Genomic DNA, 21974 nt, shown 5'->3' with positions numbered 1-21974 from the left:
TAGACACGGGCGCCCGGCGCGCCGCAACGAAAGGCCAGACGCGACCGAAATATGGCGCCTAAAATGTCGTTCCTTGCCGCCGCCCGTCTTGCGAACGGGCTTTTCACTCCCACATCGCGTTCATGAACCACCATCGACTGATCATTCTCGGCTCCGGGCCTGCCGGCTACACCGCTGCGGTCTATGCCGCCCGCGCCAACCTCGAGCCGGTGCTGATCACCGGCATCGAACAGGGCGGTCAGCTCATGACCACCACCGAGGTCGACAACTGGCCGGGCGATGTCGAAGGCCTGATGGGGCCCGACCTGATGGACCGCATGCGCCGCCACGCCGAGCGCTTCGATACGCAGTTCGTCTACGACCACATCCACGCCGTCGATCTCAAGCAGCGCCCGTTCAAGCTGACCGGCGACCAGGGCGAATACACCGCAGACGCCTTGATCATCGCCACCGGCGCCTCCGCCCGTTACCTGGGCCTGGAGTCGGAGACCCGCTATCGGGGCCAGGGCGTATCCGCCTGCGCCACCTGCGACGGCTTCTTCTACAAGGGTCAGGACGTGGCGGTGATCGGCGGCGGCAATACCGCGGTGGAAGAGGCGCTGTACCTGTCCAACATCGCCAACAAGGTCACCGTGGTGCACCGGCGCGACAAGTTCAAGGGCGAGAAAATTCTCCACGACAAGCTGTTCAAGCGGCAGGCTGAAGGCAAGGTGGAGATCGTCTGGGACGCCACCCTGGACGAGGTGCTGGGCGACAGCACCGGCGTCTCCGGCATGCGCATCCGCAACGTCAAAAACGACGCCATGCGCGAGGTCCCGCTCAAGGGCGTGTTCATCGCCATCGGGCACACGCCCAACACCGGCCTCTTCGAAGGCCAGCTCGACATGGCGGGCGGCTACATCAAAGTGCGCGGCGGCAGTCAGGGCGATGCCACGCTGACCAGCGTGCCCGGCGTGTTCGCCGCCGGCGACGTCATGGACCACGTGTATCGCCAGGCCATCACCAGTGCGGGCACCGGCTGCCAGGCGGCGCTCGACGCCGAGCGCTACCTTGACGCGCTGGCCACCACCCAGTGAGCCGGCTTGTCGTGCTGCAGGCGCGCCGCGGCCTCGGTTCTCGACCGGCCGCACCATGTGAAAAGACCCGTGGTCGACGCAAGGCCGAATAGAAGCCGGACCCGCGATCTGCTCGCCGCGGCTCTTGCGCCGGGCGGCGCCGCGGGTCAGGCTGCGACCGAAACGAAGATCCAAGCCAGAGCGAGATCACGGCCTTGAAGATGAAGCTCTACTGCAGTGCCACATCGCCTTACGCGCGCAAGGTGCGCGTGGTGGCGCACGAGTTGGGGCTGTCGGATCTGATCGACGAGATCGAGTGCGATCCGTTCGAGGCACCGCCCGAACTGCTGGCGGCCAATCCGCTGTCGCGCATCCCCACCCTGGTCACCGAGCGCGGCGAGGCCCTGCCCGACTCCACGTTGGTGATCGAATATCTGCAGACCCGCGGCCGCGGCCTCACCGCGCTGCCGCGCGGATCCAAGCGCTGGTCGGCGCTGCGGCGCGCGCACGTCGCCGAAGGGGTCATCAACGCGGCCTTCGCCACCGTGATCGAAAAACGTCGACCCGAAGGCATCCGCCATGTCGCCTTCCTGGACCGCCAGGCCGACGTCATCCGCCGTTCCATTGCGGTGCTCGATCTGGAGGCCGCCGAACTGACACATGAACCGCCCAGCGTGGTCGAGATCACGGTCGGCGTGGCCTTGTCCTACCTCGATCTGCGCATGCCCTATATCGAGTGGCGCAAGGGCCACGAACCGCTGGAGCGCTGGTACACGGTGTTTGCGGAACGTCCGTCGATGGTGGCCACGCAGCCACCGGCGTGATGCGGCGCAGCGCGGTCGTACTGGCGCTGATACTGCTGGTCGCAGCCTGCTCGTCCAGCCGCTACCGCCCTACACCCGAAACCGACGCGCTGCGCCGCGGCATCGTGCTGGATGCGCTCGGGCAGATCGGTCGGCCCTATCGTTATGGCGGTACCACGCCCGAGGGCGGCTTCGACTGCAGCGGCCTGGTGCAGTACGTTTACGGTTTGCAAGGCCTGAGCGTTCCGCGCACCACGCGCGAGCAGTTCAAGGCCGGCGAACGCATCAAACTGCGCCACGCCGAGCCCGGCGATCTGCTGTTCTACAGTTTCAGCGGCCGCGGCATCGACCACGTGGCGGTCTACCTGGGCGATGGCCAGGCGGTGCACGCGCCGTCCAGCGGCAAGCAGGTGATCGTTGCGCCGATCGAGAACCGTTGGTGGAAACAACGCTACCGCGACGCCGTGCGGGTGATCTGGTGACGGCCGCGGAACCGCTGCAGCCCGCCGACCCGACTCGCGCCCCCTTTCCCGGCTTGCCCTGCGGCAATCCATAGCACTGCAAGCGGAGCGATCTTCGATGATGCAGAACCTCGATGCCTGGGACCGTCACTTCAGGCACCTGCTGCTGGGCGCCGCCGTGTTGCTCGGCGGCCTCGACTGGTGGGCCGAGGGCGGAAACCCCTGGCTGCGCTCGGCGTTCGTGATTGCGGTGGCCGGCTGCGTCGGTTATTTCACCAACTTTCTCGCGATCAAGATGCTGTTCCAGCCGCGCCAGGGCGCGGTGCTGGGGTGGCGCGGGCTGATCCCCAAGAATCAGGCCGAGATCGCGCGTAGCCTGGGCGAAAGCGTGCAGAGCCAGTTGCTGGCGCCGGACATCGTGCTGGCCTACATCGCCGAGCATCAGTTGATAGAGCGCGGCTCGCAGGCGCTGATCGAATGGGTGGACGCCAATCTGCAAAAGCCGGAGGTTCGCCGGGAAATCACCGCTGCCCTGATCGGTGTGCTCAACGAACGCGGCGCGGAGCTGCTCAAAGCCGGCTTCGACCTCGGCGAAGAAGCGGCCAAGGGGATCGCCCGCAACCCGCAGGTGATCGAGGTGTACTGGCAACGCGTGCGCGCGGCGCTGACCGAATTCCTGCAGGTCGCCGAGAACCGTCAGATGGTGACCGGGCTGATCCGCCGCGCGCTCAACGAACAGATGCCGACCATCGCCGGATGGGTGGACCGCGCGATCCAGAATTACCTGCAGCAGAAGCGCGCGATGGGGCGCTTCGGCCTGGGGCTGAAGAATCTGCTGTCGATAGACCAGACCGCCATCGAGCAATTGCTGGGCCGGTTCGTCGAGGATGCCGGGGTCGCCGACGACGTGCTGGTCGTGTTCGACGCCGTGATGAAGTCGGTACAGGCCGACCTGGCCGACGACACCAAGCAGGCCGAATTGCAGCGCACCCTGCAACGCTGGGTGGAAACCGTCAGCGAACTGTCGCGGCGTCACCTGCTGCCCGCCACCGTCGAGCACATGGGCAGTTTTCTCAACGACGAGACCAACTGGACGCGCATCGAGGCGCTGCTGGTGCGTGCGCTGGAATGGCTCAAGGGCCATGCCGCCAGCCTGCTGCACGGGCCGACCGGGCAGGCGTATCTGCGTGCCGCCATCGAGCGCGCGGTCCAGCAGATCGACGTCACGCGCCTGGTGGAGCAACAGATCATGAAGCTCGACAGCGACGATCTGGAAAAACTGGTGCTCAACAACACCGGCGGCAATCTCACCATCATCCAGACCTTGGGCGGCGCACTGGGTCTGGTCATCGGCTTCGTGCAGGTTCACCTGCTGTTTGCGCTGCCGCTGGGCGCGGCCGCCGGCGCGGTGTGGATCGCCTGGGAGCTCAACGAACAGCGGCACCGCAGACATTGACCTGCCGCTGGCACGCGGACTCGACGACGGGATATCTGCCGGGGCAGCGATCAGGCCACCTGGCCGAAGACAGCGCAGTTCCACGCGCAGCGCATTGACCAAGCGGCACAGCGCGTCGCGCCGCGGTTGTTCCGGGCGCGTGGGAGCATCGCCAAACCAGTAATTGGAGATGCAGCAACGGAACGGGTCGACGCCAATTGGACGCAGCAGCTCAGAGCAATTTTGGCTCAGGTGCAGACACCCTTGCCGTCATCCTGAGCGAAGCAAAGGATCTATTTTCAAGGCGCGGGCAAATTCGGAGAAAAGAATCAAGGCCTGCGGCCGCCGCTTCGCGGTCACTGCGGTTGCATGACGGGTTCGATGGTTTTGTCTGCACATCGATCGAAAACGCTCCGACCGCCGACCCGTCCTGCGGCAGAGACGACACTGCGCGCGGCATCCGCGGTAGCGGTATCGCTAACTGACGATGATCCGCCCGCTTGGCGCCTGGCCCAGAACCAGCCGGTTCAGCCGTTTCACGAACGCAGCGGGATCGTCGAGCTGACCGCCTTCGGCCAGTTGCGCCTGGCCGAACAGCAATTCGCTCAGATCTTCGAACAGGGCTTCGTCATTGCATTCCCTGAGTCGGGTGACCAGGGGATGCTCGCCGTTGAGTTCCAGAATGGGCTTGGACGCCGGCAGGTTTTCGCCGGCCATGCTGAGCATCTTTTCCAGGCGTCGGCTCATGCCGAAATCCGGCGCCACCAGACAGGCGGGAGATTCGGTGAGGCGCTTGGACAGCCGCACTTCCTGCACCCGCGCGTCGAGCTTCTGCTTGACCTTTTCCAGCACGTCCTTGAACGCGGTCTCGGCCTGCGCCTGCGCGGCGGTCTCGACGGTATCTTCGAGCTCGGCCGACCCCTGCGCGACGCTCTTGAGCGGCTTGCCCTCGAATTCCTGCAGGTGGGCGACGACCCATTCGTCGATGCGCTCGACCAGCAACAGCACTTCATAACCGCGCTTGGCGAAGCCTTCCAGGTGCGGGCTGGACTTGGCCGCGGCGAGCGAATCGGCGGTGAGGTAGTAGATCGACTTTTGCGCCTCGGGCATGCGCGACACGTAATCCGCCAGCTTGACCTTGGCCCCTTCCGGCTCGTTCGTGGACGGCGCGCGCAGCAGCTTGGCGATGCGCGCCTGATTGGCCGGGTCCTCGACCAGACCTTCCTTGAGTACGCCGCCGAAGGTCTGCCAGAACTGCGCGTACTCTTCGGGCTTGTTGTCGGCCAGGTCTTCGAGCAGATCGAACACGCGCTTGACCAGCGCGGTCTTGATCTTCTCGGTGGTGCGGCTGCCCTGCAGGATCTCGCGCGACACGTTCAACGGCAGGTCGGCGGTGTCGACCAGGCCGCGCACGAAGCGCAGGTAGTTGGGCAGCAGCTCGGCCGCCTTGTCCATGATGAACACGCGCTTCACATAGAGCTGCAGGCCGTGATGAGCCTCGCGGTTCCACAGATCGAACGGCGCGCGCTTGGGGATGTAGAGCAGCGAGGTGTATTCGAGGGTGCCCTCGACCCGGTGGTGCGCCCAGCTCACCGCGTCGTCGAAGTCGTGGCTCAGGTGCTTGTAGAAGGACTGGTAGTCCTCGTCCTTGAGCTCGCTCTTGGGCCGGGTCCAGAACGCGCGCGCCTGGTTGATGGTGTCCAGCTCGCCCTTGTCGTTCCTGAGCCGGATCGGCAGGCCGATGTGATCGGAGTAGCGCCGCACCAGGGTGGACAACCGTGCCGGCTCCAGGAACTCCTTGTCGTCCTCGCGCAGGTGCAGCACCACGTCGGTGCCGCGATCGGCCTTGTCGACCGCCGCGACCTCGAATTCACCCTCGCCGTCGGAAGTCCACTGCACGCCCTCGGCAGCGTCGGCGCGCCGGGTGCGCACGGTGACCGTGTCGGCGACGATGAACGCCGAATAGAAACCGACGCCGAACTGGCCGATGAGCTGCGCGTCCCTGGCCTGGTCGCCGGACAGCTTGCTCATGAACTCGCGGGTGCCGGAACGCGCGATGGTGCCGAGGTGCTCGATCACGTCCTCGCGGGTCATGCCGATGCCGTTGTCGCGCACGGTCAGCGTGCCGGCGTCCTTGTCGGGGATCAGTTCGACCGCCAGTTCGGCGTCACCCATCAGCTCGGGGTTGGAGATGGATTCGAAGCGCAGCTTGTCGCAGGCGTCCGAGGCGTTGGAGATCAGCTCGCGCAGGAAGATCTCCTTGTTGGAATACAGCGAGTGGATCATCAGCCGCAACAGCGACTTGGTCTCGGCCTGGAAAGCGTGCTTGTCGGTCATGGCGCCGCGGGGTCCCCGTGAAAATGTGGTGTCGATCGAATGTGCGCCAATTGCCGGTTTTCAAGGGTGGGTGAGCCCGGTTCGGACTTCCGCCCGCCCCCGCCGGGGCCGCGCGCCGTCTGCCCCGGTCAACTGGCGTCCAACGAGCGTCGATCACCGTGGTGGTGACGGCGTCGTGACGGCATCCAGGAACCGGACCATGCGCTCGCGCACCGGCTCGCGCCGCGGGGCATCGATGTGCCGGCCTTGCGGGATCAGCCACAGCTCGCGGGGTTCGCCGGCCGCCGCGTACAGGCGCCGCGAGTGGTCGGCGTCGACGATCAGGTCGCGCTCGCCGTGGATCAGCAACAGTGGCACCGGACTGATGCGGTCGACGACGTCGATGGCCGCGTGGCGATCGGAGATCAGCCATGACAGCGGCCATTGCAGCGGCCAAGTCAGCCATGCCTGCGCCAGCTTTTCGCGGGCGATGCCGCGATAGCTGGAGAAGGCACTTTCGGCGATGACCGCTGTGATGCGCTCGCGAGACGCCGCCGTTGCCACCAGGCGGATGGCGACCGACGCGCCCAGGCTCTGGCCGTAGATCACCACCGGTGCGCCGCCGTCGGCGCGGCGGTCCTGCCGTGCGCGCAGCCAGTCGAGGGCGGCGGCGGCGTCCTCGTGCAGGCCGGCGACGCTGGCCGCGCCCTGCGAGCGTCCGTAGCCACGGTAGTCCAGCGCCAGCACCGCATAGCCCCGGTCCGGCAACCAGGCCACGGCGTGGACGTGCGAGCTCAGGTTCTCGGCATTGCCGTGAAGGAACAGGACCGTGGCGCGTGGCGTTTCGCCGGCCGGAAGGTACAGCGCATGCAGGTCGCTGCCGTCGGCCGCGGTGATCCAGATGTCCTCGGCCGGGGTACCGAGATCACGCTCCGCCAGGTGGTGCACCCGATCGGGGTACAGGAACACCGACGTGCAGCCGGACAACCCGCACAGGGACAGCCACACCAGAAGCAGAACGCATACGCGCATCGAAAACCGGCTCCGGTGCCGGGAGGGTTCGGTCGTGATCAGTAGTAATACTGGTAACGCAGTCCGACGGCGAGCGTGTCATCGGGCTGCTGGTCGCGCCACAGCACTTGCAGGTGCAGGGCCTGATGGCGCGCCAGGCGAAGATTGTGGCGCAGGTCGACGCGCGTGCGGGATTGCCCGTTGGCGAATCGCTCTGCGCCCAGTTCCCAGTGCAGGGTCAGCAGGCCGACATCCTGCAGCCCGCCGGCGCGCAGGCCCAGGGCGGGTTGCAGGGGATCGTCGAAGCCGTGGTTATGCTCGACCCGGGAGGTGGCCAGTGCATAGACCAGGCCCCCGGACCCGGTCTGACCGGTGGCGCCGACACCGCCGTTGACCTGGGCCACCCGATGCTCGTGACCGTCCGTCCACTGCCGGTCGATGCCGGTCTGCACCGCCCAGGACAGCGGCTTGAAGAAGCGGTCGCGCGGACTCAGCGAGATGATGTCGACCAGGTCCAGCCGGTTCAGATCGAGCTGGCCGTCATCTTCCAGGCGCAGATCGAGATTGCCGATGTTGATCTGCGCGCCGATGGGAAAGCCGGTGCGGTTTTCCACCAGGCTATGCAGCGACATGCGCAAGCCGAGGCTCAGGTACTCACGCCCCTCCTCGCTCCACAATCCCAGCGCCAGCCGGCGGCTGCCGTGGCTGAGGTCCGGCGAGGTCGCCGGGTCCACGTTCGGGGCATCCCGGGGCAGCGCTGCCGCCTGCTGCTGCAGCGCGCGCAGCAACTGGAAGCTGCGGGCGGCCAATGTCGGGTCGCGCCCTGCGCCGGTCTGGGTATAGCGCAGGTACTTGTAGGCCGCGTCGACTAGTCGCGCACGGGTGGCGTCATCCAGTGACTGCAGTTCGGCGTCATTGAAACGCTCCGGGTCGGCGCTCAGCGCGGTGATCCAGCCACGCCGTGCCGGCGGCAACGCCGCAATGCGCTGTCTGAGCACGGTGCCGTGGGCCGGCCGGAAGTGCTTGTCGCGTACCAGGCCGGCGCGCTGCACGGCACGAACGGTGTCGATCGGAATCGCAGTGAGCGGAAACTGGTCGGTCAGCTCCAACCCCGGGCGCGCGACTTCCAGCAGTTCGAGAATCCGATAGGAGCAGTTCTCGTCGAAGAAGTAGTACGCGAAGTTGATGCCCCGCAGTTCCCACAGGTGCTGGATCAGGCGCTCGATCTCCGCCGCATCCAGATTCAGGGGGTATTCCCAGATGTCGCGGTTCTCGTCGCGGTTGTAGTCGCGAATCTTCTTGTAGTACTGGTCGACTTCAAACTGGCCGCGATAGCCGCCGGTGAGGCCTTTGAAGGCGTAGAACAGACCGTTGTCGCTGGCGTCCACCAGCGCGCCGAAATTGAGCGCAAAGGACAGGTATTCCGAGCCGCCGTCGGCATCCCCGGCATCCAGCCGCAACAGGGTGTGGCCGAACATCGACGACGGACTGTTGAGGTAGTAGGACGGAAACACCAGCACCGCCTGCGTGGCCTGGACCTGTTGGCGGAACTCGCGGTACGCGGCGCAGTCGGGCTGCGGCAGTTCGCCCAGGTCCAGTTCATTGCGCAGCCAGGTCAGGCGCGCAACGAAACGGCATTGAGCGTGCTCGTCGCCCAGCGTCGCCGGTTCGCCGAAAGCCTCCAGAGTGGCCTGCAACTCGGCGCGCGGGTCCTCGCGACCCCGTTCGGCCAGGAAGAAGCGCGCGTCGTCCGCATGGCTGCGCCAGGTGTCGGGCCAGGTGCCCGACTTGTAGTGCCCCAGATTCAACCACGCTTCGCGTTGCCACAGCGCCTTGGCCCGGGCTTGCGCCCAGGCGCCCTCGGCCGCCACGGCCGGTGGCAGCGGCTGCGCGAGCAGCAGCGTGATCAGGATCGGGACCAGCGCGCGGATCATCTCGTCACATCAGGCGCCAACAAAAAGCCCGGCATCGATGCGATACCGGGCCCAGTGGGACCACCGGACTGCCGCCGCAAGGCGGCAGCCGCGTAGATCAGATGATGTATTTGCCCAGACGCGCGTCGGCCTTCATCAAGCTCTCGAGATTCGTCACCACCTCATCGGCGGTCACGTTCTCATTGGGGAACAGCGTCGAGAAGTTCTGGTGTGCCAGCGCTGCAAATGCGGCACGATCTTCCTTGGCCACGCCATAGGCCACGGCCACGGCGTTCAGGGCTTCGCCCTGACCGACGGCAACGTCCGCCGAGAACTCGTCGAACATGTTGTTGACCATGGCCTTGCCGCCGTAGGTCAGCGTGCCGTCGACCGAGCAGCCGTTGGTGCCGGAGGTCATGCCGAAGGTGGCATTGCCCGACGTGCCGTTGGTCGTGCTGGCCAGGAAGTGCGGCGCAATCCCCGATTGACCCTTGAACAGCATGTTGCCCCAACCGCAGTTCGGACCACCCGGAGCTTCCGCGAAAGCCACCGAGGATGCGGCGAACAGAACGGCACCAGCCACCAATTTCTTCATGTCGAGTCTCCCAAGGGTTTGTATCGGATGGACGGACCATCCCACGGTCCGGTGACGATACTAAGGCGGCGACAAACGCGACCGCAAGAAAGTCGTGCGCGCGGGTCGCGGGTCGCCGTTTGCCGGCCCCTGAATACGGCCGTCAGTCTCGGCTTGCACGGACAGACGCGGGTCAGGACGCGAACAGATCGAACGGAATTTCTCCGCACCGATTCGATGATTCGATCGACTGACACAAACAGCCGATGCTTGTCCGCGCGATCGGTGTCGTCCGCGGCAAAGACATTAACGCTGCAGCGATCGGAACACCGGCCTGCCAACCGACTTGGCGGCGCAATCCAACCCCGGTGTCCGCTTGCTCGCGACTGAAAAACGACGAAGGCCCGGGTCCGGCCCGGGCCTTCGTCGTTACTTCGACGCGCATGCCGGGACGGGTCCCGGCGCAGCGGATCAGCCCAGCTTTTCCTTGATGCGCGCCTTCTTGCCCTGCAGGTCGCGCAGGTAGTAGAGCTTGGCGCGACGCACGTCACCGCGACGCTTGACGTTGATCTCGGCGACCTGGGGGCTGTAGGTCTGGAAGGTGCGCTCGCAACCTTCGCCATGGGCGACCTTGCGCACGGTGAACGCGGAATTCAAACCACGGTTGCGCTTGCCGATGACCACGCCCTCGAAGGCCTGCAGGCGTTCTCGGTCGCCTTCCTTGACCTTGACCTTGACCTCGACGGTGTCGCCGGGGTTGAACGCCGGCACCGGCCGGCTCATCTGTTCGGCGTCGATCGCCTGGATGATCTTGTTTGCGTTGCTCATGATCCACCACCCTCTTTCTGCTCTGCCACGAATTCGCGGAGCAGGGTCTGCTGTTCCGCATCCAGTTCCAAATTTTCCAGCAGGTCCGGGCGACGCAACCATGTCCGTCCCAGCGCCTGCTTGAGCCGCCACCGCGCCTGTCTGGCGTGGTCGCCACTCATCAAGACTTCCGGCACCGCCTGCCCGCGCCACGCCACCGGCTTCGAGTAGTGCGGATGATCGAGCAGGCCGTTGACGAACGAATCCTGCCCCGCCGATTCCGCATGACCGAGCACCCCCGGCAACAGCCGCGCGATGCCATCGATCAGCACCATCGCGGCCAGCTCGCCCCCGGAGAGCACAAAGTCGCCCAGCGACAGCTCCACATCCACCGCGCTCGTCACCAGGCGCTCGTCGACGCCTTCGTAGCGCCCGCACAACACAATCAGTCCCGCCTCCTGGCTCAGACGCTGAAACCATTGCTGGTCCATGCGCTCGCCCTGCGGCGACATCATCAGCACTCTCGTTGCCGGCCCGAGGCTCGCTTTCGCGGTCTCGATCGCCTGCGCCAGAGGCTCGGCCTGCATCACCATCCCGGGCCCGCCGCCGCAAGGCCGATCATCGACCTTGCGCCAGCGGTTGTTCGCAAAATCGCGCGGGTTGATACAACTCAACTCCAGCGCTTTCTGTTCCACCGCCACCCGCGGCATACCGCTACGCGTCACGACTTCGACCAGTTCGGGAAACAGCGTGACGACCTCGATCTTCACTCTGCCCGGCCCTCGCCGCTCAGTAATCCGGTTCCCAATCCGCCACGATCGCGCCGTCCTGCAGACTGACCGACTGGATGATCGGGCCCTGCACGAAAGGAATCAGCCGCTCCACTTCGCCGTCCCGCAACACCAGCACATCCTGGGCGCCGTTGCTGGTCACCGCGGCCACCGTGCCCAACGCCACACCTTCCAGGTTCCGTACCGCCAGCCCGACCAGGTCGAACCAGTAGAACTCCCCTTCGCCCGGCTCGGGCAGTCGATCGCGCTCGACCTGGATCTCCGCGCCGATCAGGCTGGCGGCGACATCGCGATCGGCGATCGTCTGCCCGTCAGGCCCACTGATGCTGGCGATCAGTCCGCCGGCATGCAGCCTGCCTTCGACCAGATTCGCCTCGAATCCGCTCCCCCGGGCAATCCACCAGGGCGCGTACTCCAGCAGGTTATCGATCGGCCGGGTGAACGAATGAAGCTTCACCCAACCCTTGACGCCGTAAACCCCGGCGACGCGACCCAGCGTCAGCCGGCGCCCCATACGCTTCAGGCTGCAACCGGTGCCGCAGGGACTTCGGCAGGAACCGTGGTGACCAGATAGGCCACCCGCTCGGACACCTGCGCGCCCTTGCTCTGCCAGTCGCGAACCTTGGCCACGTCCAGCACCAGCTTCTGCTCCTGGCCGCGGGCGCTGGGGTTGTAATAGCCCAGGCGCTCGATGAAGCGACCGTCACGCGGATTGCGCTTTTCGGTTGCCACCACGTGATAGAACGGGCGCTTCTTGGCGCCGGCGCGAGCCAGACGAATCGTTACCATGCTTGAAATCTCTGATATCTCACGGCCGGCCGGCCGCAAAGGGCGCGTATTGTAGCGATTCGCCTCGGAATTTCCACCTGCGAGGACCCGTCGGTCAAACTGCCTCGACACTCGTAGTTGGGCGCTTCGGAGGGCCGATATTCGTAGCCGCCGCGGCGGCCGCGCAAGACGCAGATCGCGATGGAGTCGCCCGGCACCCGCTCGGTATCGCCACCCCGCGCAGGGCAGACTGCGAACATGAGCCTCATCAAAGCGATCGACACCCGCCGACCTGCACTGGCCGTGATCGGCGGCGGTCCGGCCGGCCTGATGGCCGCTGAAGTCGCCTGTGCGGCGGGCCTGCAGGTGGATCTGTACGAGCACATGGGTTCGGTCGGGCGCAAGTTCCTGCTGGCCGGCAAGGGTGGGCTCAACCTCACCCACGGCGAAGCCTTCGAGAGCTTCGTGTCGCGTTATCGGGACCGCCGCGACGCGGTGTCCAGCTGGCTGCAAAGTTTCGACCCCGACGCGCTGCGGCTCTGGGCGCGGGGACTGGGCGTGGAGACCTTCGTTGGCAGCTCCGGCCGTGTCTTCCCGACCGATCTCAAGGCCGCCCCCTTGCTGCGCGGCTGGGTTCGGCGGCTGCGGGCGCAGGGCGTGCGCTTCCACATGCATCACGAATTGCAGGGCTGGCACCCGGACCCGCTGGGGCGCCTGCATCTACGCTTTGCCGTAGGCGGCGAACCTCGTGAAACGACGGCCGATGCCGCGGTGCTGGCGCTGGGCGGCGGCAGCTGGCCTCAGCTGGGATCCGATGGCGGCTGGGTCGACTGGATGCGCGGACGCGGCATCGACGTGGCGCCGCTGCAGGCGGCCAACGGCGGCTTCGATCTGGAGTGGACGCCGCACTTTATCGACCGCTACGCCGGCCACGCGATCAAGCCGGTGGCCCTGCACTGGCAGGACCTGTACGACCGGCCGCTGCATCGCCAGGGCGAGCTGATCGTCACCGAGACCGGCCTTGAAGGTGGCCTGCTATACGCCGCTTCGGCGGAATTGCGCGAGCTGGCCAGGCGCGACGGTCACGCCGATATCCGCCTGGACCTGTTCCCCGATCGCTCCGCCGACACGCTCGCCGCAGCGTTGTCGTCCGCGCGCGGCAAGCGCTCGCTCAGCGAGCATCTACGCCGCACGCTGAGGCTTACCGGGGTTCGCGCCGGATTACTGTTCGAATGCCTGTCCGGCGAACAACGAGCGTCGCCGGCAACGCTGGCCCCCCTGCTCAAGGCGGTGCCGCTGCGCCTGTCCCGCCCGCGACCCCTGGCCGGGGCCATCAGCAGCGCGGGCGGTGTGCGCCTGCAGGCGCTGGACGCCCGACTCATGAGCCGCGTCCACCCCGGAGTTTTCTTTGCCGGCGAAATGCTCGACTGGGAGGCGCCCACTGGCGGCTACCTGCTGACGGCCTGTTTCGCCAGCGGCCGCCATGCCGCGCTGGGGGCACTGGACTGGCTTGCGCCTCACGGCGGCAACGCGGGCCGCTATGCTGATCGCTGAAGACATTCCGCCCTGCCCCTGACCCCATGGACCCGCTGACCTCTGCCCTGGACGCCCTGCGCCTGCGCGCCAGCGAGCTGGGTATGCTGCTGGCCGAGCGCGTGCCGGACCTGCTCGCGGCGCTGTTGCTGGTGATCGTCGGCTGGCTGGTCGCCCGGCTGGCCCGCGCCACCATCCGCGGACTCGGCACCCGCCTCAACCGCGGGCTGGAGCAATGGCTGCGCAGCGAGCGCGCGCTACGCCTGCGGCTGTCGCCGGCGATGCTGCGGCTGATCGGCACCGCCGCGTTCTGGATCATCCTGCTGCTGTTCCTGACCCTGGCCACCGACATCGCCGGCATGGAAGGCGTGGCCGAATGGCTGCGCGAGGTGCTGCGCTATCTGCCGACCTTGCTGTTCGGCGTGATGATCATCGTCGCCGGTCACCTCATCGGCCTGCTGGTGCGCGACCTGCTGCTGGAGGCGCTGGCCTCGGCCCAGGTCGAGCAGCGCGAACTGGTGGCGCGCCTGGCGCAGACCGCAACCTTCCTCACCGCGCTGATCATCGGTGTGCATCAGGTCGGGGTGAATATCAGCTTCGTCACCCTGGTGATCGCGGTGGCACTGGGCTCGGTGCTGCTGGCGTTCTCGCTGGCGTTCGGACTGGGCGCGCGCACCCTGGTTGCCAACCTGGTCGGCACCCACTACCTGCGCCGGCAGTTCCAGCCGGGCGTGCGGGTCCGCGTGGGCGACATCGAGGGCGAAATCCTGGAGATCACGCCCACCAACGTGGTGGTCGAAACCGACGAAGGCCGCGCCCACATCCCGGCCAGGCGCTTTGCCGAGGACGTCGCCGTGCTGCTCACCGGAGAGCGCGACGATGGCTGACGGCCTGCTGCTGGCCACCGCGTTCGCCGAACACGAACCGGAGTCGGCCGCCCATGTGCTGGAGGAAATGCCGGCCGAAAAAGCCGCGCTGTTCCTTGAACGCTTACCGCCACGACTGGCCGCGCCGGTGCTGCGGGAGATGACCCCGGGCTCGGCGGCGCGACGCCTGGGGCACCTGTCGCCGCGCCAGGCCGCGGAGATGCTGGAGGCGATCGGCAGCCGCGGTTGCGTGGCGGTGCTGCGCGCCAGCGCGCCCGATACCCGGCGTGCCCTGATCGCCGAACTGCCCTCGCGCCTGGTGCAGCATTACCGGCGCTCGCTGGCCTATACGCTGGACACGGTCGGCGCCTGGATCGAATACGACGTGCCGATGCTACCGGCGCAGCGCAGCGTCGCCGATGCCCGCGCCCTGCTGCGCCTGCGCAACCGTGCCGACGACGGTCTGCTGTTCCTGGTCCGCGCCGGTCAGGTCTATGCCGGCGTGGTGCAGACCCCGGCCCTGCTGCATGCGGCCTCGGATGCGCCGCTGTCGCGGCTGGTGGACCGCCGCGTGCGCGCGGTCTCCGATGGCGCCGATGTCGACGACGTGCAACACCTGGACGACTGGGACGAGCGCTCGATGCTGCCGGTGACCGCACCCGACGGCACCCTGCTGGGGGCGTTGTCGCGCGCCGGGCTGCGTCGCGCCTTGCATTCGGTCTACCCGCAGGCGCCCTCGGCGCAGCCGGAATCCCTGCTTGCACACCTGTTCCTGGCTTATCTCGGCGCTGGCTCGGAGCTGCTGCGCCTGCTGATCGGGCGCGGCGCTTCCGCACCGATCGCCCGGAGCAGCGATGAGCACTGAATTGGCCGACGTGCTCGACCAGATCAATCGCCGCTATCTGCGCGAGCACCCGGCGTCGGCCGCGCGGCGGCTGGAGCGGCTGCCGGTGGACCAGGCAGTGGACGAGATCGGCACCCTGTCGCCGCTCAACCTGCTACCGATGTGGCCGTACTTCGGTGGCGACATGGGCGCGGCCCTGCTCGCGCACCTGCCTGAAACACTGGCCAGGGACGTGCTGGGCGGACTGCTGCCCACCGAGGCCGTGCGCTTTCTGGCCGCCATGGACAGCGAGGACCGCGAACGCCTGATGGCGCTGCTGGCAGCGGATCTGGCCGCGACCCTGGCCGAGCTGATGAGTTATCCGGAAGGCACCGCCGGGCGCCTGATGGACCGGCGCTCGCCGACGTTTCGTCCGGACCTGGACGCCGCCGCCGCGATGGATGCCCTGCGTCGCGTGCGCGGCCCCGCCACCCGTACCGTGTTCGTGATCGACGCGGACAACCGGCTGGCCGGACAAGTCCCATTGCAGACCTTGGCGCTGGCCATGCCCGAAACGCCGCTGCGGGAGCTGATGATCGGCGTGCCGGCGGCGGTGCACGCGATGGACCCTCGCGACGAGGTGGTGGAAACCGCCGAAAAGCATCGCCTGACCGACCTGCCGGTGGTGGACCTGGACGGACGGCTGATCGGCGTGATCCCGCAGGACCGGTTGCTGCAGGCGCTGCAGGAAGAAGCCGCGGCCGACATCGGTGCCATGGTCGGCGTCAGCCCGCAGGAACGCGCGCTGTCCAAGCCCTGGTTTGCGGTGAAGAAGCGCCTGCCGTGGCTACAGATCAACCTGATCACCGCGTTCCTCGCCGCCGCCGTCGTCGGCGTGTTCGAAAACACCATTGCCCAGTTCACCGCGCTGGCCGTGCTGCTGCCGGTGGTGGCCGGCCAGTCCGGCAACGCCGGTGCGCAGGCGCTGGCGGTGACCATGCGCGGCCTGGCGCTGCGCGAGGTCACCGCGCGGCAATGGCTGCCGGTGGCGGCCAAGGAGGTCGGCGTCGGTCTGGTCAACGGCCTGGCCATCGCCGCCACCTGCGGGCTGGGCGTGTACCTCTGGAGCGGCTCCATCGGCCTGGTGCTGGTGATCGCATCGTCCATGGTGCTGGCCATGGTCGCCGCCGGTTTCGCCGGCGCGGCAGTGCCGATGGTGCTCACGCGCATGGGTCAGGACCCGGCACAGTCCTCGTCGATCATCCTCACCACCGTCACCGACATCGCGGGTTTCTTCTCGTTCCTGGGCATCGCGACGCTGTTGTCGGGCTTGCTCTGAAAGCTAGCGAGCGACGTCTCCAGGCGCCATGAAGTAGCCCGGGCGCAGCCCGGGAAACGGTCGAAGATCGCTGGTCCGGCAGCCCTGGGTTGCACCCAGGCTACGACTACGAACCGAATGATCGCGAGCGACGTTGTAGCCCGGGCGCAGCCCGGGGTTGTGTCGGTCGTTATGCGGCGCAGGGGTCAGGTGGCGCGACTACGCCGACGATCATGGCCCGCTCAATCGGCCGGCGGCGGCTCCGGTACCGGCTCGTCGGGCGCGGCGGGCACGTCGGCGGGCCGCGCGCTCACCCCGGCCCAGGCGCGCAGGTTGGCGATATTCGCTTCGACCAGGCGGCGGCCCTCGTCGATGGCCTCCGCGGCGCGATGAAAATCCATCAACGCGAAGTCCGGCAGCAGCGGGATCAGCGTGACCTCCGGCGGATCGCCTGCCATGCGGCTGCGCGTAAGCCGGTCCTGCAGGATGTTCACGCTGGCGGCCACCACGTCGAACATGCCGGGGCGGTCACCGTCGCCACTGGACAGCGCGCCGATCATCCGCTGCAAGAGATTGCGGTCCGGCTTGGTACTGGCTTCGCGCTCGACTTCCTCGGCACCGGCCCGCGACAGGTGACGCCCCACCAGCTGCGCATTGAGATTGACCGCGATCACCACGTCGGCGCCCAGCGCGCGGCAGGCCGACACCGGCACCGGGTTGACCAGGCCGCCGTCGAGCATCCAGCGGTCACGGTGCTTGACCGGCGAAAACAGCCCCGGCAGCGCGCAGGAGGCGCGCGCCGCCGGAATGATCGGCCCCTTGCTGATCCAGATCTCGCGGCCGCTGCTCATCTCGGTGCAAACACTGACGTAACGCTGATCGAGTTCCTCGATGTCGGGGTTGGCGTGCGCCTGCTCGAAGAAGCCGAACAGCTTCTCGCCCTTGACCATGCCACCGGCGAAGCTCAGGTCCATCAGCCCGAACACGTCGCGCGAGGTGAGCGTGCGCACCCAGTCGGCGAAGGCCTGCAACTGTCCGGAGACATACACCGCGCCCACCAGCGCGCCGACCGACGTCCCCGCCACCACCTGCGGTCGGATGCCGGCCTCCTCCAGCGCCTGGATGATGCCGATATGCGCCCAGCCGCGCGCCGAGCCGCTGCCGAGCGCAAGTCCGATGACGGGGGTGGTGGAGGTGGGGTTGCTCATCGGGAATCGGGAATCGGGAATCGGGAATCGGGAATCGGGAATCGGGAATCGGGAATCGGGAATCGGGAATCGGGAATCGGGAATCGGGAAAGCGTCCCATGACTGCAGCTCGATGCCAATGGCCGCACGGGGCCGCACCGTTGTTGATGATCACGAGGCCCAGTGAAGTCGACGCCGCGAGACTGCATCGATTCCAACATCTTGCGCGTATCGCACGTCGACTTCGGCGGGCGTGCACTTGCCAATCTCTGCGGTCTGAACCGCCAGGCATCCGGGCGCGCAGAAAACTGGACGTGTTGGTGTAACTTGAACGGCATCCTCACCTGGCACCGCCCTGCAACCGTCATCCGAGTTCGTTGCCCTCATTACAGTCCGTAAAAAATAGGTTTCGGTCGATGCAGACAACGCTGACCCACAGCTTGCTTTTCATAGACGATCATCCGATCTACTGTGAGGGCATGGCACTCGCGCTCGGGCGTCAAATACACGGCCTCAGCATTCATACGGCGGGCGATGTCCAGGCAGCCTGGGCCCTGCTGGAACGTGAAGACATCGACCTCGTGTTATGCGATTACCGTCTGCACGGGGATGATGGCATCACCGTCATAACGACGCTGGCCAAGGCCTATCCATCGGTCGCGACGGGGCTCCTGTGTGCAGACCTGACACCGCAACTGGCCAAGCGCGCAATGGCCGCCGGTGCGGTGGCCTGCCTGTCCAAGGAACGCGATGTGGTCGCCATGGCTGACGCCTTGCAGCGCCTGCTGGAGGGCAACAGCGTGTTCGACATCGATCCGGCGACGCCTGAAGCGCACGGTCTCACCGCCCATCGGATCGAGATCCTGCGGCTGGCGGCGCGAGGGCTCTCGAACAAGGAGATCGCCCAGAAGCTGCAGATCACGTAACGCACCGTCAAGGACCATTGGACCGTCATCTTCACCCGCCTGGGTGCTACTAACCGCGTGTCCGCGATCCGCGCCGCCCACGCACTCAAGCTGGTCGAGTTCGGTGGATAAGGTCGCGCCGGACGAAGCGGAACTGGAACGCACCGTCGCGGAAAGTTGCCTGCGCAAGAACTTTCAGCTCAGCTATCTGGCAACCGCCGGGGTCTGCTTTGTCAGCGTGCTGTTCGCCATCCCGGCCTGGCAGTTGGTAGCGCACGAGATCGTGATCAACATCGTGTTGGCCACGTTCGCCTACCAGGCGGTCATGCTCTCGATCAGCCAGTGGTACTACCGGCAGCGGCGCTATGTACTTTCTTACCGCCACCGCTCCATTGCGGCCACCAGCATCTACGCGATCAACGGCGTCCTGATCGCGGTCGGTTGCATCGTGTATTACCACTACGGTGGCATGGCCATGTTCATCTACGTCATGGCCATCTTCCTGGGACTGTGCGAGGGCAGCCTGGGCACCGCTGCCTATCATGTGCCGGCCATGCTGGCCTACCAGTTGACGGCCACGCCGATCTTTCTCATCTATCTGCTGTTCACCCCGCGCAGCACGGAAGTGAACATCGTTGCCGTCGGTCTGGCCTTCAACATGATGTATTGCATCTGGGTTGGCAGACAGCAGGCCGGCAACATCCGCACGGCCATTCGCCTGCAGCATCGCAATGATGCCCTGCTCTCCGAGCTGCGCGAACAGACCGAGATCGCGGAAGACGCACGGCGCGTGGCGGAGCGCAGCAGCGAAGAAAAGTCCCGCTTTTTTGCCAGCGCCAGTCACGACCTGCGACAGCCGGTGCATGCGCTCAACGTCTACGCCTCCTTGCTGGGTTCCAGCAAAGACGCTGAAGAGCGCACCGACATCCTGCGGCGGATCGATGGATGTGTTCGCACGCTGTCAGACTTGTTCAAGGCGCTGCTGACCGTGCCGCGGGTCGAAAGCTATGCCGAACAGGCAGGGCCCGTCAGTCCGTTTCCACTGCAGACCGCCATCGACAACGCGATTGCGCTGTTCAAGCCCCTTGCCGATGAGCACGGGGTTGTCGTGCATACCGTGAAGAGCCGCTGCTGGGTTCAGGGCGAGCAGACCGCGATCGAACGTATTCTCGGCAATCTGCTGAGCAACGCCATCAGCTTTTCTCCCAAGGGCAGGGTGCCGATTGGCGTGCGCAGGCGCCCAGGGCGCGCAGAGTTGCAGGTCATCGATACCGGCATCGGTATAGGTGAGGCGGAACAGGCACGCATCTTCGGCGAGTTCTATCAAGTGGATAACCCGGGGCGCCATGCCGAAAAAGGCTTCGGTCTGGGACTGGTCATCGTGCAGCGTCTGTGTACCAGTCTGGGTTTTCGCGTGGCCCTCAAATCCGAGTTGGGCCGCGGCAGCTGCTTCAGCGTATTCATGCCGCTGGCCGACCCCGCTACCCCGAGCGGCCGGCCGCCGAGCCGATCCTGTTGCCGGAATTCGACCAACGCATTCGGGTACTGGTGGTGGATGACGACCCTGTCGTGCGCGATGCCATGCGCAGGATTCTCGAAGCCTGGCAAGTCACCGCCGACATCTGCGCATCCACCGCCGAGTGTTTCAAACTCGTCGAATCCAGCGCGCCGGCGTGGACCTGCATGGTTCTCGACCAGCGACTGGATGAGGCGATGACCGGCGTGCAACTGGCCAGGGCGCTGCAGGATCAAAGCGGCCGGCGCGTTCCGGTAGCCATCATGACCGGCGAGAACGAAGGGGACTGGGTCGATGAAGCCCGCAAGCGGGGCTACCTGGTGTTCTCGAAGCCAGTGAAGCTGGTCCGGCTCCGCGCCTTCATTGCCAGCGCATCCAAGACGGGCGATACAGCGGGGCAATCGGGTTCGCCAAGTGGCATCTGACGGATGCATCAACGCACATCAACAATCTTTTCAGTTTTACGAAGGCGGTTCGTTTTCCGTGCTTTTAGGAGCGGGGGACCATTCAAGCGCTCGGATTGCATCTCAAGCGCTCGGATTGCATCCGGCATTCAAACCGCCCAGTTCGCCACCCGCAAACCCGGCACCCGCGCAAACTCGGTGGTGTTGTTGGTGACGATAATCAAACCTAGCGAGCGGGCATGGCCCGCGATCATCTGGTCGTAGGGGCCTATCGGTTTTCCCAGCTTGGCCAGCTCTGCGCGAATCTGCCCGGTGTGGGTGGCAGCGGCGGCGTTGAAATTCAGCACTTCAAGCCGGGCCAGAAAGCCTTCCACGTCGGCCAGGTTGTGCTCGGGCATGGCGGACTTCTCTGCGCCGTAAATCAGCTCCATCTGCGTCACGGCAGAAATGCACATCTGGCCGGCGTGGGCGTTGAAGGCTTCTCGTACCGCCTGGGGACGGTTTTTGACGGTGTAAATCGAGATGTCCGTGTCGAGCATGAACTTGAGCATTACAGGCTCTCGCGCTCCTGAGGCTCAGACTGCTCGCGGCTGGGCATGAAATCCGGCGTGACCCCCTTGGCGGCAAACCAGCTGTCCCAGCCTTCACCGGCCGGCACGATCAGGCGCGCGCGACCCAGCGGGACGATGTCCACCTGCTTCACGTCCGCAGGCAGGGCGACCGCTCTAGGCAGCCTAACCGCCTGACTTTTATTGCTCATGAAGACACCGGCTCGTTCCATGGTTCGCTCCTGCATCGGGCTGGGGGACGTTGCGAAATCATGGTCCCGGAAGAGGGATATGTCAATGACATATCCCTCTTCAGATATACGGCCACGACCCTGGCCCTTCTGCGCGGCCGTCGCCGCCCGGGCTGACCCGGTCAAGGTCCACGTGACCCGTACTTCAGTACGGTTGTGCGGTGTCTGCCGCCCTCAGAAACTCATGCGCGAGAACGTCGACGCTATCGACGGCCGGCACGGTACGCAATCAAGACTTGGCGTCGAGACCGCGCGCGTGGTGCCGAAAGGTCAACACAAAATTGAAAGTCATTTAACTCAACAATTTGAAAAAGGAGTTTTCCGTGCGCGTCCAACAAAGCAAACTGCCTCTGAGCTGGCTGCAGAATAGCCCGGACATCATCTCAACCATCTATTCCTTCATGCTGGTCAGCCCGTATCTGGAAACACTGATCGATGACGGCGGACTGGGGACCAAAGTCTCCACACTATCGGTCAATACTCTGGATGACTGCGGCATCGCCTTCATCGCCAAGGACAGGAAGACCATGCTGGTTGGACTCCGCTCCGTGGGCTCCGGAGGGCGGCGCTACAACGATGCCTACAAGCTGCAGGGAACCCCCGGCAAATTCATCACGGGAGTCATATTCTCCTAGGATAGTGGCAGTACACGCTGAACCGCCCCGGGAATCTCGGAGGCTCCCTCACTT

The 21974-nt window shown here is 66.0% G+C and carries 22 protein-coding genes and 1 pseudogene; 12 read left to right on the top strand and 11 right to left on the bottom strand.

The genetic code is table 11. The features are described 5' to 3' along the window. Positions 1-122: 122 nt before the first annotated feature. From trxB to ACOOHP_RS22560, 4 genes are all read left to right on the top strand, one after another. Positions 123-1076 carry a thioredoxin-disulfide reductase gene (gene trxB, locus ACOOHP_RS22575; RefSeq protein WP_420468698.1) on the top strand — a complete coding sequence of 318 codons (954 nt, stop codon included), beginning with the start codon at positions 123-125 and terminating at the stop codon, positions 1074-1076. A gap of 200 nt (positions 1077-1276) precedes the next feature. Then, the gene (locus ACOOHP_RS22570; RefSeq protein WP_420468779.1) at positions 1277-1879 is read left to right on the top strand and encodes a glutathione S-transferase family protein; all 603 of its coding nucleotides are present in this window, start codon (positions 1277-1279) and stop codon (positions 1877-1879) included. Continuing rightward, the gene (locus tag ACOOHP_RS22565; protein WP_420468778.1) at positions 1879-2340 is read left to right on the top strand and encodes a C40 family peptidase; all 462 of its coding nucleotides are present in this window, start codon (positions 1879-1881) and stop codon (positions 2338-2340) included. The genes ACOOHP_RS22570 and ACOOHP_RS22565 overlap by 1 nt, the downstream gene beginning before the upstream one ends. Before the next feature lie 97 nt (positions 2341-2437). Next, complete coding sequence (locus ACOOHP_RS22560; protein WP_420468697.1) at positions 2438-3775, top strand: DUF445 family protein; 1338 nt, start codon at positions 2438-2440, stop codon at positions 3773-3775. Positions 3776-4231: 456 nt separating this feature from the next. On the opposite strand, the gene htpG is transcribed toward ACOOHP_RS22560, so the two are convergent. The 8 genes from htpG to rpsP all read right to left on the bottom strand — a co-directional run bounded on the left by htpG (position 4232) and on the right by rpsP (position 11955). Next, the gene (gene htpG, locus ACOOHP_RS22555) at positions 4232-6091 is read right to left on the bottom strand and encodes a molecular chaperone HtpG (RefSeq protein WP_420468696.1); all 1860 of its coding nucleotides are present in this window, start codon (positions 6089-6091) and stop codon (positions 4232-4234) included. Between the two features lie 153 nt (positions 6092-6244). After that, positions 6245-7102 carry an alpha/beta hydrolase gene (locus ACOOHP_RS22550; protein WP_420468695.1) on the bottom strand — a complete coding sequence of 286 codons (858 nt, stop codon included), beginning with the start codon at positions 7100-7102 and terminating at the stop codon, positions 6245-6247. Between the two features lie 38 nt (positions 7103-7140). Beyond that, a complete protein-coding gene (locus ACOOHP_RS22545; RefSeq protein WP_420468694.1) occupies positions 7141-9015 on the bottom strand; it encodes a DUF4105 domain-containing protein in 1875 nt (624 codons plus the stop codon). Positions 9016-9112: 97 nt separating this feature from the next. After that, positions 9113-9589 carry a DUF3015 domain-containing protein gene (locus ACOOHP_RS22540; RefSeq protein WP_420468693.1) on the bottom strand — a complete coding sequence of 159 codons (477 nt, stop codon included), beginning with the start codon at positions 9587-9589 and terminating at the stop codon, positions 9113-9115. Positions 9590-10039: 450 nt separating this feature from the next. Then, on the bottom strand, positions 10040-10396 hold the full coding sequence (gene rplS / locus ACOOHP_RS22535; RefSeq protein ID WP_420468692.1) for a 50S ribosomal protein L19: 357 nt from the start codon (positions 10394-10396) through the stop codon (positions 10040-10042). Next, entirely contained in the window at positions 10393-11145 is a 753-nt protein-coding gene (gene trmD, locus ACOOHP_RS22530; RefSeq protein WP_420468691.1) for a tRNA (guanosine(37)-N1)-methyltransferase TrmD, read from the bottom strand. Before trmD ends, rplS begins: the two co-directional genes overlap by 4 nt. 19 nt (positions 11146-11164) lie before the next feature. Next, on the bottom strand, positions 11165-11680 hold the full coding sequence (rimM, locus tag ACOOHP_RS22525) for a ribosome maturation factor RimM (protein ID WP_420468690.1): 516 nt from the start codon (positions 11678-11680) through the stop codon (positions 11165-11167). A 5-nt stretch (positions 11681-11685) separates the two neighbouring features. Further along, the gene (gene rpsP, locus ACOOHP_RS22520) at positions 11686-11955 is read right to left on the bottom strand and encodes a 30S ribosomal protein S16 (RefSeq protein WP_420468689.1); all 270 of its coding nucleotides are present in this window, start codon (positions 11953-11955) and stop codon (positions 11686-11688) included. 237 nt (positions 11956-12192) lie between these two features. On the opposite strand from rpsP, the gene ACOOHP_RS22515 reads away from it, so the two are divergent. Genes ACOOHP_RS22515 through mgtE form a run of 4 tightly spaced genes read left to right on the top strand, consistent with a single transcriptional unit; the run spans position 12193 to position 16495 of the window. Continuing rightward, positions 12193-13488 carry a TIGR03862 family flavoprotein gene (locus tag ACOOHP_RS22515; protein ID WP_420468688.1) on the top strand — a complete coding sequence of 432 codons (1296 nt, stop codon included), beginning with the start codon at positions 12193-12195 and terminating at the stop codon, positions 13486-13488. Positions 13489-13514: 26 nt separating this feature from the next. Continuing rightward, the gene (locus ACOOHP_RS22510) at positions 13515-14354 is read left to right on the top strand and encodes a mechanosensitive ion channel family protein (protein WP_420468687.1); all 840 of its coding nucleotides are present in this window, start codon (positions 13515-13517) and stop codon (positions 14352-14354) included. Continuing rightward, positions 14347-15198 (top strand): magnesium transporter MgtE N-terminal domain-containing protein, encoded by an 852-nt coding sequence (locus ACOOHP_RS22505; RefSeq protein WP_420468686.1) that lies wholly within the window; start codon positions 14347-14349, stop codon positions 15196-15198. Before ACOOHP_RS22510 ends, ACOOHP_RS22505 begins: the two co-directional genes overlap by 8 nt. Continuing rightward, positions 15188-16495 (top strand): magnesium transporter, encoded by a 1308-nt coding sequence (gene mgtE / locus ACOOHP_RS22500; protein WP_420468685.1) that lies wholly within the window; start codon positions 15188-15190, stop codon positions 16493-16495. The genes ACOOHP_RS22505 and mgtE overlap by 11 nt, the downstream gene beginning before the upstream one ends. A 221-nt stretch (positions 16496-16716) precedes the next feature. Here mgtE and rssA read toward each other — a convergent pair whose 3' ends face one another. Beyond that, positions 16717-17682: a patatin-like phospholipase RssA gene (gene rssA, locus ACOOHP_RS22495; protein ID WP_420468684.1), complete on the bottom strand. Its 966-nt coding sequence runs from the start codon at positions 17680-17682 to the stop codon at positions 16717-16719. Between the two features lie 395 nt (positions 17683-18077). Here rssA and ACOOHP_RS22490 point away from each other — a divergent pair, with 395 nt between their 5' ends. The 3 genes and pseudogenes from ACOOHP_RS22490 (at position 18078) to ACOOHP_RS22480 (ending at position 20507) form a co-directional block, all read left to right on the top strand. Then, positions 18078-18587 carry a response regulator gene (locus ACOOHP_RS22490; protein ID WP_420468683.1) on the top strand — a complete coding sequence of 170 codons (510 nt, stop codon included), beginning with the start codon at positions 18078-18080 and terminating at the stop codon, positions 18585-18587. Positions 18588-18891: 304 nt separating this feature from the next. Continuing rightward, positions 18892-20028 (top strand): annotated as a pseudogene (locus ACOOHP_RS22485) (sensor histidine kinase); the annotation flags it as partial. Positions 20029-20147: 119 nt separating this feature from the next. Then, positions 20148-20507 carry a response regulator gene (locus ACOOHP_RS22480; protein WP_420468682.1) on the top strand — a complete coding sequence of 120 codons (360 nt, stop codon included), beginning with the start codon at positions 20148-20150 and terminating at the stop codon, positions 20505-20507. A 128-nt stretch (positions 20508-20635) separates the two neighbouring features. Here the strand turns inward: ACOOHP_RS22480 and vapC are convergent, their stop codons facing one another. Beyond that, positions 20636-21037, bottom strand: coding sequence for a type II toxin-antitoxin system tRNA(fMet)-specific endonuclease VapC (vapC, locus tag ACOOHP_RS22475; protein WP_420468681.1), 402 nt, complete (start codon positions 21035-21037; stop codon positions 20636-20638). Further along, positions 21037-21267, bottom strand: coding sequence for a type II toxin-antitoxin system VapB family antitoxin (vapB, locus tag ACOOHP_RS22470; protein ID WP_420468680.1), 231 nt, complete (start codon positions 21265-21267; stop codon positions 21037-21039). The genes vapC and vapB overlap by 1 nt, the downstream gene beginning before the upstream one ends. A 341-nt stretch (positions 21268-21608) precedes the next feature. On the opposite strand from vapB, the gene ACOOHP_RS22465 reads away from it, so the two are divergent. Continuing rightward, positions 21609-21920, top strand: a complete 312-nt coding sequence (locus ACOOHP_RS22465; protein ID WP_420468679.1) for a hypothetical protein — start codon at positions 21609-21611, stop codon at positions 21918-21920. Positions 21921-21974: the final 54 nt, after the last annotated feature.

It is taken from the genome of Panacagrimonas sp. (genome assembly GCF_965216805.1).
Classification (GTDB): domain Bacteria; phylum Pseudomonadota; class Gammaproteobacteria; order Nevskiales; family Nevskiaceae; genus Panacagrimonas.
Note: the sequence above shows the minus strand (reverse complement) of the source record. Positions and strands in the feature narration are given on the sequence as shown.

Excerpts from the sequence above, each read along its gene's own strand:
- ACOOHP_RS22570 (WP_420468779.1), top strand. The coding sequence starts at position 1,277 with ATGAAGCTCTACTGCAGTGCCACATCGCCTTACGCGCGCAAGGTGCGC.
- ACOOHP_RS22505 (WP_420468686.1), top strand. The coding sequence starts at position 14,347 with ATGGCTGACGGCCTGCTGCTGGCCACCGCGTTCGCCGAACACGAACCG.
- ACOOHP_RS22565 (WP_420468778.1), top strand. The coding sequence starts at position 1,879 with ATGCGGCGCAGCGCGGTCGTACTGGCGCTGATACTGCTGGTCGCAGCC.
- rssA (WP_420468684.1), bottom strand. The coding sequence starts at position 17,682 with ATGAGCAACCCCACCTCCACCACCCCCGTCATCGGACTTGCGCTCGGC.
- ACOOHP_RS22480 (WP_420468682.1), top strand. The coding sequence starts at position 20,148 with ATGCGCAGGATTCTCGAAGCCTGGCAAGTCACCGCCGACATCTGCGCA.
- trxB (WP_420468698.1), top strand. The coding sequence starts at position 123 with ATGAACCACCATCGACTGATCATTCTCGGCTCCGGGCCTGCCGGCTAC.
- rimM (WP_420468690.1), bottom strand. The coding sequence starts at position 11,680 with ATGGGGCGCCGGCTGACGCTGGGTCGCGTCGCCGGGGTTTACGGCGTC.
- rplS (WP_420468692.1), bottom strand. The coding sequence starts at position 10,396 with ATGAGCAACGCAAACAAGATCATCCAGGCGATCGACGCCGAACAGATG.
- ACOOHP_RS22490 (WP_420468683.1), top strand. The coding sequence starts at position 18,078 with ATGCAGACAACGCTGACCCACAGCTTGCTTTTCATAGACGATCATCCG.
- ACOOHP_RS22510 (WP_420468687.1), top strand. The coding sequence starts at position 13,515 with ATGGACCCGCTGACCTCTGCCCTGGACGCCCTGCGCCTGCGCGCCAGC.
- ACOOHP_RS22550 (WP_420468695.1), bottom strand. The coding sequence starts at position 7,102 with ATGCGCGTATGCGTTCTGCTTCTGGTGTGGCTGTCCCTGTGCGGGTTG.
- mgtE (WP_420468685.1), top strand. The coding sequence starts at position 15,188 with ATGAGCACTGAATTGGCCGACGTGCTCGACCAGATCAATCGCCGCTAT.
- vapC (WP_420468681.1), bottom strand. The coding sequence starts at position 21,037 with ATGCTCAAGTTCATGCTCGACACGGACATCTCGATTTACACCGTCAAA.
- ACOOHP_RS22560 (WP_420468697.1), top strand. The coding sequence starts at position 2,438 with ATGATGCAGAACCTCGATGCCTGGGACCGTCACTTCAGGCACCTGCTG.
- ACOOHP_RS22545 (WP_420468694.1), bottom strand. The coding sequence starts at position 9,015 with ATGATCCGCGCGCTGGTCCCGATCCTGATCACGCTGCTGCTCGCGCAG.
- vapB (WP_420468680.1), bottom strand. The coding sequence starts at position 21,267 with ATGGAACGAGCCGGTGTCTTCATGAGCAATAAAAGTCAGGCGGTTAGG.
- htpG (WP_420468696.1), bottom strand. The coding sequence starts at position 6,091 with ATGACCGACAAGCACGCTTTCCAGGCCGAGACCAAGTCGCTGTTGCGG.
- rpsP (WP_420468689.1), bottom strand. The coding sequence starts at position 11,955 with ATGGTAACGATTCGTCTGGCTCGCGCCGGCGCCAAGAAGCGCCCGTTC.
- ACOOHP_RS22515 (WP_420468688.1), top strand. The coding sequence starts at position 12,193 with ATGAGCCTCATCAAAGCGATCGACACCCGCCGACCTGCACTGGCCGTG.
- ACOOHP_RS22540 (WP_420468693.1), bottom strand. The coding sequence starts at position 9,589 with ATGAAGAAATTGGTGGCTGGTGCCGTTCTGTTCGCCGCATCCTCGGTG.